At 54.4% G+C, this 13,229-nt stretch carries 15 protein-coding genes; 11 read left to right on the forward strand and 4 right to left on the reverse strand.

Annotated features, from left to right (window positions below; translation table 11 throughout):
• The first annotated feature begins 15 nt into the window (after positions 1 to 15).
• The 6 genes from BMY44_RS00130 to BMY44_RS00155 all read left to right on the forward strand — a co-directional run bounded on the left by BMY44_RS00130 (position 16) and on the right by BMY44_RS00155 (position 5,316).
• The gene (locus BMY44_RS00130; RefSeq protein WP_089988774.1) at positions 16 to 378 is read left to right on the forward strand and encodes a glycine zipper family protein; all 363 of its coding nucleotides are present in this window, start codon (positions 16 to 18) and stop codon (positions 376 to 378) included.
• A gap of 237 nt (positions 379 to 615) precedes the next feature.
• Positions 616 to 1,509 (forward strand): SDR family oxidoreductase, encoded by an 894-nt coding sequence (locus tag BMY44_RS00135; RefSeq protein ID WP_089988777.1) that lies wholly within the window; start codon positions 616 to 618, stop codon positions 1,507 to 1,509.
• The gene (locus tag BMY44_RS00140) at positions 1,506 to 2,186 is read left to right on the forward strand and encodes a DUF4386 family protein (RefSeq protein ID WP_089988779.1); all 681 of its coding nucleotides are present in this window, start codon (positions 1,506 to 1,508) and stop codon (positions 2,184 to 2,186) included. The genes BMY44_RS00135 and BMY44_RS00140 overlap by 4 nt, the downstream gene beginning before the upstream one ends.
• Before the next feature lie 27 nt (positions 2,187 to 2,213).
• Entirely contained in the window at positions 2,214 to 3,248 is a 1,035-nt protein-coding gene (locus BMY44_RS00145; protein ID WP_089988782.1) for a serine hydrolase domain-containing protein, read from the forward strand.
• A complete protein-coding gene (locus BMY44_RS00150) occupies positions 3,245 to 4,246 on the forward strand; it encodes an alpha/beta fold hydrolase (RefSeq protein WP_089988784.1) in 1,002 nt (333 codons plus the stop codon). The genes BMY44_RS00145 and BMY44_RS00150 overlap by 4 nt, the downstream gene beginning before the upstream one ends.
• Positions 4,247 to 4,257: 11 nt before the next feature.
• Positions 4,258 to 5,316 (forward strand): serine hydrolase domain-containing protein, encoded by a 1,059-nt coding sequence (locus BMY44_RS00155; protein WP_131801545.1) that lies wholly within the window; start codon positions 4,258 to 4,260, stop codon positions 5,314 to 5,316.
• Between the two features lie 26 nt (positions 5,317 to 5,342).
• On the opposite strand, the gene BMY44_RS00160 is transcribed toward BMY44_RS00155, so the two are convergent.
• Both BMY44_RS00160 and BMY44_RS00165 read right to left on the reverse strand, forming a co-directional pair.
• Positions 5,343 to 5,762 carry a WYL domain-containing protein gene (locus BMY44_RS00160; RefSeq protein ID WP_242650441.1) on the reverse strand — a complete coding sequence of 140 codons (420 nt, stop codon included), beginning with the start codon at positions 5,760 to 5,762 and terminating at the stop codon, positions 5,343 to 5,345.
• Positions 5,763 to 6,221: 459 nt separating this feature from the next.
• On the reverse strand, positions 6,222 to 6,635 hold the full coding sequence (locus BMY44_RS00165) for a DUF7282 domain-containing protein (RefSeq protein ID WP_089994277.1): 414 nt from the start codon (positions 6,633 to 6,635) through the stop codon (positions 6,222 to 6,224).
• Positions 6,636 to 6,869: 234 nt separating this feature from the next.
• Here BMY44_RS00165 and BMY44_RS00170 point away from each other — a divergent pair, with 234 nt between their 5' ends.
• The 3 genes from BMY44_RS00170 (at position 6,870) to BMY44_RS00180 (ending at position 8,848) form a co-directional block, all read left to right on the forward strand.
• Positions 6,870 to 7,367 (forward strand): sigma-70 family RNA polymerase sigma factor, encoded by a 498-nt coding sequence (locus BMY44_RS00170; protein ID WP_341349651.1) that lies wholly within the window; start codon positions 6,870 to 6,872, stop codon positions 7,365 to 7,367.
• Entirely contained in the window at positions 7,364 to 8,059 is a 696-nt protein-coding gene (locus BMY44_RS00175) for an anti-sigma factor (RefSeq protein WP_089988794.1), read from the forward strand. Before BMY44_RS00170 ends, BMY44_RS00175 begins: the two co-directional genes overlap by 4 nt.
• 117 nt (positions 8,060 to 8,176) lie before the next feature.
• Entirely contained in the window at positions 8,177 to 8,848 is a 672-nt protein-coding gene (locus tag BMY44_RS00180; RefSeq protein ID WP_089988796.1) for a VPLPA-CTERM sorting domain-containing protein, read from the forward strand.
• A gap of 275 nt (positions 8,849 to 9,123) precedes the next feature.
• Here the strand turns inward: BMY44_RS00180 and BMY44_RS00185 are convergent, their stop codons facing one another.
• Together BMY44_RS00185 and BMY44_RS00190 are read right to left on the reverse strand one after the other, a co-directional pair.
• Complete coding sequence (locus tag BMY44_RS00185) at positions 9,124 to 10,119, reverse strand: GNAT family N-acetyltransferase (protein ID WP_089988798.1); 996 nt, start codon at positions 10,117 to 10,119, stop codon at positions 9,124 to 9,126.
• A 370-nt stretch (positions 10,120 to 10,489) separates the two neighbouring features.
• Positions 10,490 to 11,290, reverse strand: a complete 801-nt coding sequence (locus BMY44_RS00190) for a PRC-barrel domain-containing protein (protein ID WP_089988801.1) — start codon at positions 11,288 to 11,290, stop codon at positions 10,490 to 10,492.
• 221 nt (positions 11,291 to 11,511) lie between these two features.
• On the opposite strand from BMY44_RS00190, the gene BMY44_RS00195 reads away from it, so the two are divergent.
• Complete coding sequence (locus tag BMY44_RS00195; protein ID WP_089988803.1) at positions 11,512 to 12,600, forward strand: AI-2E family transporter; 1,089 nt, start codon at positions 11,512 to 11,514, stop codon at positions 12,598 to 12,600.
• 423 nt (positions 12,601 to 13,023) lie between these two features.
• The gene (locus BMY44_RS00200; RefSeq protein WP_089988806.1) at positions 13,024 to 13,179 is read left to right on the forward strand and encodes a DUF1328 domain-containing protein; all 156 of its coding nucleotides are present in this window, start codon (positions 13,024 to 13,026) and stop codon (positions 13,177 to 13,179) included.
• The last annotated feature ends 50 nt before the right edge of the window (positions 13,180 to 13,229 follow it).

The following is a 13,229-nucleotide window of genomic DNA, read 5'->3' on the forward strand; positions in this document are numbered from 1 at the left end:
GAGAAAGATCAGACAATGAAAACGCAACTTTCACTTTCCGCTGCTGCGCTAGTCCTGATGGCGGCCTGTGCGGATAGCGGAGCAAACTACCAGCCCATATTGGATGGGACACCAACCCCTGCCTATCAGGCTGACTTGGCTGACTGTCAGGCACTTGCCCGCAATCAAACCCAGTTCGATGAGGAGACGCTGGGGGCAACCGTTATGGGTGCCGGCGTGGGTGCAGCACTTGGTGAAGCCGAAAGTGGCGATGCATTGGGTGGCGCTGTTGCAGGCGCGCTGGTTGGCGGTGTTTCCAGTGCCGCGGACGTCAGCGAACGGCGAAAGTCCATTGTTCTTGAATGCCTGCGTGGTCGTGGCCACAGGGTCGTCGGTTAGGGGCACGGCGATGCATGGGATTCTTCGCCTTCGCGCCCGACGATTTCATGCGCTTCATGCGTTGCTGACCGGCGATGCAAGTTCTGTGCCGGTCGCGCACCATGAAATTCCGGATCACCTTTTGCGAGACTTGGGCATTACGGACGCAGCTAAGTGCAAGTGGCCTGTCCATCAGCCGGGCATATCCATGTTCCAAGCAAGACCCCAACACACCCGATCAACGGAAGGATCTACACCATGAAACGTGTCTTGATCGCCGGTGCGACCGGCTACCTCGGGCGCTACCTTTGTGCGGAATACCAACGCCGCGGGTGGTATGTGATCGCTCTTGTTCGCAAAGCGGTCAATGCTGCGCCCATCGCCGCAGATCAACTTGTCGAGGCGCAGGCCACCGCGCCTGCCACCCTCAAGGGTGTCATGGCCGGGGTCGATCTGGTCGTTTCCTGCATCGGTATTACGCGGCAGGCGGACGGTCTGGATTATTGGGATGTCGATTATCAGGCCAACCTTAATCTGCTGCGCGAGGCAGAGGGGGCAGGAGTGGAACGCTTTGCTTTCATTCATGTTCTCCGTGCCTCTGATATGGCGCAGGTGCCCATGGTTGCAGCCAAATCCGCCTTTGTGGCTGAACTGGAGCGTTCTATGGTGGCATCCACGATTATTTATCCGACCGGATACTTCTCGGACATGGGCGACTTTCTGAGGATGGCGCAGTCCGGGCGGGTCTGGTTGTTCGGCGACGGCAGCAAAAAGATCAACCCGATCGACGGGGCGGATCTGGCGGCCTCTACTGCAGACGCGGTGGCGGCAGAGATTGAGTGGCTCGATATCGGTGGGCCCGACGTCTTCACCCAAAAGGAATTGGCGGAACTGGCGTTTGCCAGCATCGGAACCGCCCCGCAAATTACCTTTTTGCCCGACGTCTTGCGACGGATTGCTTTGCGCATCTTACCGCTTGTCACGCCACGGCGCATCCACGGGCCGGCCCGCTTTTTTCTAAGTGCGCTCGCCCTCGACATGGTTGGGGCACGACACGGCAGTTCTCACTTGAAGGATCACTTTGAAAACACCCTCGCCGCAACTCAGTTGGCGCGCGTTCATCAATTTGCAATGGAAAGGAAGAAATCATGACAATGCAACGAATTGGCGGCCTTGCGGCCTTGGCCTGTGCGGCCACCTACATCTTTGGCTTTGTTCTGCTCGTCACCGTGTTGGCGGACTCAGGATATGGCACGAGCGCCATCGACGCCGCTGACACGGTCCGCTTCACGGTTGAAAACCAAGCGCTCATGATCACGTGGAACACTGTGATTTACATCGTGAATGCACTGGCGCTAGCCGTGCTGGTCGTCGCACTGGCAAGCCGGCTGAGATCCAAGTCACCAGACTGGGGCAGCATTGCACTGGCATTTGGTCTGATCTGGACGACGCTGGTTCTTGGCGCGGGAATGGTTGCCAACGTGACCACGGAACGGGTGGCAATACTGGCCCTGACCGACTTTGAAATGGCAGTTCAGACTTGGGAAATCCTTCATGCGGTTGAACTTGGCCTTGGTGGCGGGAACGAAATCGCCGGAGGGGTTTGGATCCTCTGCGTCAGCTTTGCTGGCCTGTTACACCGCGCCTTTGGCAAGATTGTCATCGCGCTTGGATTGTTCACGGGTATTGGCGGGCTGCTGACGATCCTACCGCCTTTGGGCGATGTTGCGGGCGCTGTTTTCGGCCTTGGCGCGATTGCATGGTTCATCGCGGTTGGTCTTGCGCTTCTTTTCAAGCGCGATGGTGCGGCGACGTACGCGCCCTCCTAGGCCCAAGCGCAGGGAAGGAGTTAAGCGATGACACTTTCGCAAGATCTGCAAGCCTTGATCGATGCCGAATGTGCAAAGGCGTTCACGCATGGGCTGATCCTGCGGGTCGCCTCTGGCGATGGAGCAGTTGATTTCAAGGGCGGTTCGGGTGCTGCGGTATCCGACACGCGGTTCCCGATCGCAAGTATCAGCAAGATGTTCACTGCAGCGCTGATCATGCAACTTACCGATGACGGACGCATCAGGCTGGATCAGTCCGTGCAAAGCATCCTGGCCGACACCGACATGTCGGGCCTGCATGTCGTGAAGGGTGTGGATCATAGCCCTTTGTTGACTGTTCGGCAGTTGCTGCATCAGACTTCCGGTCTTGCGGATTATTATGAAAGCGATCTGGCAGCCGACCTGAAAAAGGGCAACGATCGCAGCTATGATCTGAATGATGTCTTGCAGATGACACAGGCACTACCGCCGCAGGCAGCACCCGAGAGCGGCAGGTCATATTATTCTGACACCAACTACCAACTGCTTGGGGCCGTAATCGAATATGCGACAGGTCTGACCTATGATCAGGCGCTGCAAAGCCGCATCTGTGAACCGCTTGGCCTGAACGACACGCAGGTGCTGCAAGGCACCGACTTCGGTTTGCCGGTTTATCATCGGGACGCGCTTTTGAACGTTCCGCAGATCCTGACCAGCATGGGACCGGACGGCGGTATCATATCAACGCTGGACGAGATGCTGATCTTTCTACGCGCTTTCATGCAGGGCCAGCTTTTCAAACAAGAAAACACGGCGCAAATGCGTCAATGGAACCGGCTCTTTTTTCCGCTTCAGTACGGCTATGGTTTGATGCGCATCAAACTGCCCCGGTGGATGACGCTGTTTCGTGCCACCCCGGAAATGATAGGGCATTCCGGGGCAAGCGGATCTTTCGCCTTCCATGCGCCTGAACCGGATATCTACCTGATCGGCACTTTCAATCAAACGGACGCCTCACGCCGCCCTATTAAGTTGATGCTACGCGTTCTGGACCTTGTCGCGAAAGATCGAGGTTCCCGATGAAACGCATCCTGAAGTGGGCTATCGTCATGTGCGGGTGCGTCCTTGTGGCAATCATGGCAGCCTTTGTTGCCACGCGCGGTGACTATCCTGTCGCCCGGTTGGTAACAGATGACCTGTCCCTGCCATCTGAAACCGTGGCCGGCGTCCAATTGCACTTGAAGTTAGTAAACGGGCCCGCAGGTTCGCCAACGATCATTGTGTTGCACGGCGGTCCGGGCGGCGACTTTCGGTCATTGCAGGCGCTTGAGGCGCTTTCTGATCAATATCGTGTTGTGTTCTACGACCAACGTGGCGCGGGGTTGTCCGAACGCGTGCCCGCCGAGATGCTGACGTTGGATGGCCACCTTGATGAACTTGCGGCGGTTATTGACCGCTTGTCCTCAGAAGAGGCACCCACTTTGATCGGGCATTCTTGGGGCGCGATGCTGGCGACGGCCTATCTGGGCCAGAGCCTAGACAGTGTGCAGGCGGCAGTGCTGATCGAACCCGGCTACCTTGACCGGAACGGGCACGCAACGTGGCAAGCAGAAAGCCTGCGGTATCTGTCCGGCCCAAACTATTGGAAGGAGGCGATCGTCACAGGGTTGCGTTCCCAGCATATTGGTGGCCCGGATGAAGCGGCCCGGCACGATTTCCTTATCGGGCATATGGTTGGCGTTTTTGCGGACCACCCCGAAAACCCGTATCATTGCGGCGATGGCTACACTGCACCACACTGGCGATTTGGTGGGTTAAGCAGCGATACCTGGGGCCAGTCGGAAAAGACTGAACTGGAACGGCTTACAGCAAAAGCGGCTGGGTTTTCTGGCCCGGTTCTGCTGATGGCCGGAGCGTGCAACGACTGGACAGGAGAGCAACTGCAACAAAGCCATCTAAGCCTATTCAGTGCGGCAGAGCTGAGCATTATTCCCGATGCTGGGCACGATGTCATCTGGGACAATCCGAATGCCGCGTTGGCTGTCATCCGAAGATTTCTGAACGCGGGGACACTGGAGTGAAGGTGTTTGATATGAACGCGACAACCAAGCACCTTCAATCCATGATGCGACCCTATGAGAGCCCGCGACACGCTGTCGTTGCTTTCCAGCTTGGCGACGGGGAGGTGACATACCTTAACCGTGGCGCGCCGATCTGCGAAGACCCGTGTGAAGATTGGATTTTTGAGATCGCCTCGATCACCAAAGTCTTTACAGCGGTGTTGCTTTGCAGGCTTGTCGAAGAGGGTAAGATAGATCCGAAGGCCCCGCTGCGCGACATGTCGGACGCACTGAAAGACGTGCCGGACTGGATCACCGCTGAGCGCCTGACGTCACACACAAGCGGGCTGCCAAATTACTTCATGCCGCTATGGAAAGCGTTGTTTCGACAGCAGCCAGATGGTCCCTATGCAACGTTTTCGCGATCCGATTTGCTGGCGTGGCTTCACAACCGGCGCAGCATTGCTGCCCCACGTCAGAACCGGCATGTCTATTCGAATGTAGGGGTCGGTCTGTTGGGCGAGGCGATGGCCATGATGGAGGGAAAGCCATTTGTCGAACTTCTCGCCGAGAAAGTGACCGGCCCGATGGGATTGCAAGATACCGCAGATCGTCTGGTCAGTGGACAGCAGCGCCGCTTTGCGAAACCGAAAGCACCCAACGGCAAATCTGTTCCACCCTGGACCTTTCAAAGCCTGGCAGCGGCAGGATGCCTGCGATCCAGCGCTCGCGATCTTGCTTGCTTTGCGATGGCGGTTCTTCAGGCGCTGAACGGCCCTGAAACGGCACTTGATCGGGCAATCTGCCAATCGACGCTGCCAATTCTTGGACTTGGGCCGGGCGGAGCCTTGACCCCGACAGCGCAGTGCTATGGCTGGCTTTTAGTGGCGATGGACAAACAGAAACCGGGATTCCTGTTTCATAATGGAGGTACGGCTGGATCGTCTTGCTCGCTTCATATTTGCCCCGAACGAAAAGCCGCTTTTGGTATTCTGTCCAATAACGGAGTTGCCGGGAATCTATGGGCAAGCACGAAGCTCAACTGGTCCAATCCTTTGCGGAAAGCCCATGATCTGTTTGCCAACACTTGATCCGACACACCTCGTGATATCCTAGCTTATTCGCATATATTTTCTTCAATGAAGCAGTTTGTGCCGATACAGCCGTCCCATCCTTCGTCCTTGACGGATTGTGACCGCTCACCAAACTCACCTTCGATCACTTCGACTGACTGAATTTTGTCAAAGCGAAAAATTCTTTCAGACTCATAGTCCCTGCCTTTCGTGCATCCACGGGTTTGCCAGCCGTGCAAATAAAGAAGCCCGTTGTTCCCGATTGCGACCTGATGAACATCGAGAAGTCGCGGCAGACAACCCTTACTGGCATCTTCGTCGTAAACGATCTCGACGACAGCACCTGTTTCTGCGGCCTCACACAGTAGGGATTCAAACTCTGATTGGGCCAACACCGGGGAACTCGGTGAGATGGCTAGAATAACGCCCGCAGTTGCGTGGGACAGTCTCATTTTTATTGCCACTTGCTTAGTCCGTTCGCTGCAAACAGTAACGTTGGTGGCTATGCCGTGGCAATCAGCAGATTTACAGAATGTCTGACGTGACCCCTTGTATGGGCGCACAAGCGGTGTCCCGCATCGGACTGCTGTGGTCCGGCCCCATACATCTGTCGGGCGTTTAATGTATCGCTTGAGGTGACAGTCCTGCATCCCACATCTTCGCGGTGCGCGACAAGCCTCGTATGCGTCTTGCGATTTATTCTGTCATGGCGACTTGGCGGAGGATGTCGTTCGCTCGGCCTCATGCATGTTCTTACAAGATCACTGCCGTACCCACGTAGGATACGGCAGTGATTTCGAATTGTGTCATCGCGAGAAAATGCGTTTCAGATAGGATCGGATATCAATGAAGCTGTCCTGTCCTGACCTTATTTTTCACTTTGGTTTGACCAAAGTCCCTTCAAGCGATTGATGCGCGTTGCTTTACTCGGCAGTGATAGTTGCCATGACGAGTTCTCCGTCAACGCGGATAGGACCATCTTCTGTTGCACCAAGCGTATATTCGAATACGCCCGTGCTCATGCCACCTGTTTCAGCGTGAACCATCAGCATCAGCATGTCGCCTGCGCTGACTTCTTCCATCAGGATCGCCGCTACATCGACATTGTCACCCATGCGCAATGGCGCGTAACCCACCACAGGACCGGGCTTCATTTCAGTGTCTGTCCGGTGAACAACCATCCAGCCGTTTTCGGCGGCGACAACCATCTCGGCGCTGACAATGCCATTTGAAACTGATTGATTGACAGCTTCAACGGACGGGGTGGGTGCGTGCCCATCAGCAACTGCGACTGTTCCGACGAAAGTAAGTGCGAGGGCAGAAATAAGCGTCTTCATAGGATTCTCCGATTTCGTGCTGGCAGCCGTTGTGACTGCCATATGCCAAGAGATACGGGACAGACGGGTGCAAAGTTTCAGACGGCGTGATTTATTTTTTGCAGCGCGTGTTCGGCTTGCAAATGCAGGAATTGCGCTCCTTAGTGAACGCAGATGCGACAGGCGCACGCTTGGGTAGGAGTTCATCAACCGATGGAATTGTCAGAGATTGAAAGATTGATATCTCAAATTTCCATGGGGGACCGTGAAGCGTTTTCGCGGCTGTATGATGCGACATCCGGGAAACTTTTTTCAGTCTGTCTGCGTGTTCTTAAGCAAAGGGACGTTGCAGAGGACGCGATGCAAGACGCTTACGTGAAGATATGGAAGAATGCCGGGCGCTACAATGTAACGTCCTATTCGCCGATGTCGTGGCTGATTGCGATTGCGCGCAATTCGGCGATTGATCGCTTGCGCAAGCAAAAGCCGACGCAAGACATTGATGACTACATCCACCATTTTGCCGCAACGGGACCCACTCCCGAACAATCGGCAGTGGCCTCCTCTGAGGTAAAGCGCATCATGGGATGTCTCGACGAACTCGAAACAGATCGCCGTGATGCCATCAAGGGTGCCTATCTGGACGGCGAGACCTACAAAGACCTGTCGGCGCGTTTCAATATACCCCTCAATACAATGCGTACGTGGTTGCGACGCGGGCTCGCCAATCTAAGGGAGTGTATGTCCCGATGACAGACGACCAGAACCATGATGAAGATATGCTAGCTGCCGAATTTGTTCTACGATTGCTTGACGAGAACGATTTGAAAGAATTGCAACAACGCATCAGAAATGACCGACGGTTTGCGCAGCGTGTTGCGTATTGGGAAATTCAGCTTTCTCAGCTCGTGGATGAGATCATCCCGGAGCAACCGAATCAAGCGTCGAAGAAGGCACTGTTTGCAGCCTTGTTCCCCGAAGATGTCCCCGTGTCCATTTGGCAGCGTGTCGGTGTCTGGCAAATGCTGAGCGCGATTTGTGCTGTCGGGTTTCTTGCACTTGGCGTCATGTTATTGACACCGGAGCGTGACAATGCAGGGCCGCTCTTCGCCGCTGAGATTGTTTCGGATGCTGCCGATTTCCGGGTCATCGCGGTGGTGGATAAGTCCACGGACCAAGTCATCTTGACCAAGACACGCGGTGCTGCACCAGAAGGACGGATCCTCCAGGTCTGGGCACATGGTCCAGACGAACCCGCGATATCCGTTGGATTATGGCCCGAGGGCGATAGCGTGCGACTTGATCTCCCGCCAACCATTGCCGCGGTGAATAGCGTCCTGACACTTGGTGTCAGCGAAGAGCCGGTAGGTGGATCAATAACGGGCTCTCCGTCTGGCCGGGTCTTTGGAACGACCGATATTCTTGTCGTGTCGGACACGTTTTAGTCACGCGTCGATGCTGCTGGACAACTATTTTTTCAGTTTGTTGAAACTCTTAACCCACTTGCAGCGTTCCTTATAGGTAAAGGCGTGGTATGAGCGCACAAACAGGGAATGGAAAACATGAATTTTTTTGGCAAGACGGCTATCGCTTTGGCGATTACGACCTTGGCGGCACCCGCTAGCGCTGCAACAATCACAATCGACTTTGAGGGCACGACGGGGTTCTACGGTCCGAATGACCCGTCGATAAATTATGGTACTGGCGGTTCCAGAGGGACAGGTATTTCAGGGCTGATCTTCGACAGACCGATCCAAGTTGGTACCGGACCGTTTTTCGGAGCACCTGGTCCAGCACAAAGCGGCAATATCGCCCGCCAAGCGAACCCACCTTTTGGCGCGGCACCTTCGGTTACGAATGAACGCGGAAGCACTTTTGGCGGCTCTTTTGACGGGTTTACCGTATCGTCTTTGAGCCTTGTCGTTGGCGACTCCGGCGGCGATTTGGATATCTTTGAATTGCTTGGATTTGACGTTGACGGCAATGAAATCACGACATCCGGCGTACTGCGTTCGAATTCAGAACTGACAATCGCGATCGCCGGAACAGGCATTGCCAGCTTTCTGCTGAATATTGATGATGACAATTCATTGTTGTCTGGCGGGTCTAGCACCTTTGACAACATTGTATTTGAAACTGAAGTTTCCACCGTGCCACTCCCTGCAAGTCTTCCGCTGGTTGGCTTTGCTCTGGCGTCGCTCGGGCTAGTGGGTCGGCTGCGCAAAAAGCGCTGATTGCTCACGAACTGGCGAAGTTGCCGGTCATCGGCCATTTCAACAAAGGCAGGCTCCAACCTACGGGTGCGGGGTCTGTTTTATTTACCTTAGAGCTTTCGCTGTGAGTTTGAGTCACGTCCCTGCGAACGATCAAAGCGATGCGGAGGTTTACAAACTGAAGCGAGCGACTGTGGGTGACAGTTCAGATGAGCCATGCTGAGATGAAAAGAGACTGACGAAAGCCCATTCTATTGAATTCTGCTGATTGCCCCGGTGGCAATGCACAGGACGTCCTATCTTCTAATGGACCAAACCATCGCAGTCTCGTAACCCGCAGCCTTCAGTAATTCGATCTTGGATGTCCATCCCGCCGGACACACGACGAATGCGGCACCCATGCCGCGGTTGGCAAACGCGGACTCAGCTGCCTGCAAAAGCGCACTCGCACCAACGCTGCCTTGACCAAGCGCAGTTGGGTTGGCCAGTTCAGCGTGGTAAAAGTCATCAATTACACCCGTGCCCGTGATGTCATGGGCCGGGGGAAAATGCAGTCGCGAGGCGGGCTGCGCGATCACATATCCCGCAATATTATCGGGTGACCCCATAACCATCATGTCGCGATCCGGCAGGGTTAGGCTACGCGCCATCCACGCTGAGAATCGTTGATCGGCCTCGGGGTGGATTTCCCAGAAGGGATCGATGTCGAAAAGAACCTCCCGGTTCTCGGCGCTCCGCATGACTATGCCCGGAACATCGTCTTCTGTTGCGAGCCGAACACCGGCGGGTCTGTCCCCCTCGCCAAGAACAGTGCACGAAAGATAAAGCGTGAGGGGTTTGTAGCCCATCGCCTCGGACACGGTCCGCCAGTCTTCTCCTGCCACGGTGGAAGTCAGTGTGACACGTGCACCGGCTTGGTGAAGCGCATTCTCGGCTGCGGCCAGCAAAGATGGGACAGTTCCGCTTGGCGCATCAGGCGCTGCGAAACAGTCGGGAAGGATCAATCCCGGCTCACCGAAAGATCCCGCATAGATCGGCGGCACTGGCAACATCATTGCATGCGCAACGCCGGTAATCTGATCTCCGTCAACGGAAACCAGCCAGAACTGTTTGAAAGGTTGCTGTTCAGCGGTCAGTGCAAATTTCAATGATTTTTCGATTTGCTCTGGCGCATCGTCTGCAATTTTCCAGAGATTTTCATTCTTTTCGTGCCGCTCATGCGCATCCAGCATCAGGAGCTTGATCAAATGCGGTATGTCATCAGGCTTTGCTGGTCGAATGGTTTTGGGCATGGTTCAACAATTCTTTGCATGTGCTGATTTTGTCTTGGTGCCTGTATCGGCCGACGGTACCAAATTGACAAAGCGTAATAAGCTGCGCCGCAGCGATTTAACCTTTTTTTCGAGGGCCCGGAATGGCGCGCCCATCGCTTTCAGAAGCATGATCAAAGCGAAAGAGTGATGTGTAGCGGATAGCGCCTATCGTGCTTTTTCTGTGCTGCGCCACACGTCCGCGTTTCATTGGAGCCGCACAGGTCACCATTTGCCAGCAGACAGTGGTTCGCCAAAAATGAAAGATGCGCCCAAGGCTTCTGACTGAAGCTTTGGACGCATCTCCTAGCTATTTGACCAAAGGTAAAAAGCCTTCAGTCAGCTGAGCAATTTAGCCTTCGTATTCTGGCTGTTGCTCAAGCGCTTCTTGCGAGCTGTCGATGTAAACACGCACATCGCTTCCGTCTTCTGTCCGGACGATCTGAAGTTCATCAAATGTTACCGCGACAGGGCGCTCACCGAGACCGAGAAAGCCGCCTACGTCGATGACGGCGCGCTCAAGCTCACCATCATCGGACAGCAGAAGCTGGCTGATTTCGCCGACATCTTCATCGCCGGGGCCGTAAACGCGCGCACCGGTCAGGTCTTCTGTGGTGAAATCCTGCACAGTCGCAGTCTGGTAGCCGTCACGTTCAACTGCAGGAGCTGTCAGCATTGGCCGATCCATCGGAGCGTCCGTTTCCATGGCAGCACGGTCCTGACGATCGTAGGCATACTCAGGTGCCTCTTCTACGCCAGCGACGCTTGCGCTAACGACGAGGAAGAAATCGCCAGTATCTCCGTCTTCGTTCACGAACTTGAGCTGGGACATGTCGATTGCGACATCACGCTCGCCTACACCGAGGAAGCCACCAACACCAACGATGACCGATTGTACTGTACCATCACGGTTGAGCACGATCTCATTGATCTCGCCAATATCGTCCCATTCGGTTTCACCGTCGGCAGCAACAGTTGTTTCGTTGTTGATGTCCGCTTCAGTGGCGTAAACACGCATGCCGATCAGCTCGGATGCGTTAAGATTGACCGCTTCATCGAACGTCATGTCCAAGAATGCAGCGGTGTGGCCGTCGGCGTAGGCTGTGGTCCCAAGGACCAGCGCTGTCGCGGCAGTTGCGAGAAAACGTTTCATTATGATTCTCCAGTTTGCGAATTGATCACGCTCGATTGAGCGTTTCTGACTGAGAAACTTCGGATAGCGATCAAGGTTCCATCGAAACGAATTTATTTGTGTACAGTCGTCGACTGAAACCGTGATAGGCCGCGTTGAACCGCCCTATCTTGAAGTGGCAATGAACAAGCGCCACAGTTGCGGGTTATGACTATCGGTTTGATCGACAAGGAGAAGACAGGATGGACGATACCCAGAAAAAGATAAAAAATCTGCTCGTTTTCATTTCGGTGATCTTGGCTTTTGCCGCTCTTTATGTCGCCCGCGACATGTTTCTGCCGATTGTCATTGGCGTCCTTGTCGCGCTTACCTTCAGTCCAGTTGTCCGTGCGCTGGCGAGACTTAGAATTCCAGAGCCGGTTTCAGCTTTCGTGCTTATTCTCGGCGCGGTTTTGACGCTCGTGTTCGGCACCTACATGCTAAGCGGTCCAATTACAGAGATTTTAGATGATGCGCCATCGATGGGGCTGGAACTCCGGCAAAAGCTTGAAGGGGTTGCAGGCATGTTGGAGGACGCCCAGGACGCGAGCGAACAGGTTGAAGGGCTGGCAAATGGCGGTGACAGCACGCCGGTCGTCGCTGTCGAACAGCCAAGTCTACTGGCTTTTGCGGCTGGGAGCATTGCAAATTTCTTGGGATTGACCGTTGTAGGTTTGGTCCTTGCGCTATTTATTCTTGCGTCCGGAAATCTTTTCTATGTGAAGCTTCTTGAGGCATTTCCCAGCTTTTCAGACAAGCGCCGCGCAGCAACTACCGCGCGCGAGATCGAACGGCAGATTTCACGTTATTTTTTGACCATTACACTTATAAATGCCGGTCTTGGCGTAAGTATTGGCGTTGCTATGTATTTGATTGGATTGCCAAATCCCATACTGTGGGGGCTGCTTGCGTTCGTTTTGAATTTCTTGCCGTTCGTCGGTGCGATCGTCGGCGCAATGGTCGTCGCCGCATTTGGCATCTTGAGCTTTGATACGCTGGGAATGGGTTTTTTGCCGGCAGCTGTATACCTGCTTTTGACATCTATTGAGGGCCAGTTCGTGACACCGCATGTGTTGGGAAAGCGCCTTGAGTTGAATACCGTTTCGGTTTTCCTGACTGTAATAATCTGGAGCTGGCTGTGGAGTGTGCCCGGAGCGCTGATGGCCGTACCGTTTCTGGTACTGTTGAAAGCGGTCTGTACCAATGTTCCTGGACTAACCGTGTTAGGCAATTTCCTTGGCCCCCGTACAGTCGTCCAGACGACGCCACGCACCGCCGATGGAACTGCTTAGGTGCAGCGTAAAGAAGAGGGCCGAACTGAAAGGTTGCTGTCTGTAACCTAATTTTTGGGATTGTTTCCTCTGGAAGGGGTCGCATTCATGAGTGCAATTTGCTGAGGTCAGGCTGCTGACTAAGTAACCGGTCGTGTACTGCCAATCCGAGCGGCGGTTCTGCAATAGGTTGGCGCATTATCCAGCAGCTACGCCGTGTATTTTGAAGCCGCGCGATCCAACGCCGTCCAAAACTTCAGAAAACGATCAACGTTGCCAAACAGTACGAACGTTGACGGGATTGCACCGACAGGGGACATGACTGGATGAGCCAGTCATTTCCATTGATTGCAAACCCGCCCCAAAAATTTTTGTCAGACCACCAAACAATTTGGAACATTATCTGCGTTCAAGAGTTTCATGATCAGCAAAGGGAGAAACGCTATGCTTAAATGGGCATTGATATTTTTGGTTGTAGCAATCGTTGCAGCTATTTTGGGCTTTGGCGGCATCGCGGGCACAGCATCATGGATCGCGCAAGTCTTGTTTGTCGTATTCCTGATCTTGGCAATCGTGGCGTTCGTCAGAAGAAACGTCTGACCACTCACGCGAACACGGAAGATTTTACAAAGCTAGGCGGACTTTGACCT

It is taken from the genome of Cognatiyoonia koreensis, assembly GCF_900109295.1.
Classification (GTDB): domain Bacteria; phylum Pseudomonadota; class Alphaproteobacteria; order Rhodobacterales; family Rhodobacteraceae; genus Cognatiyoonia; species Cognatiyoonia koreensis.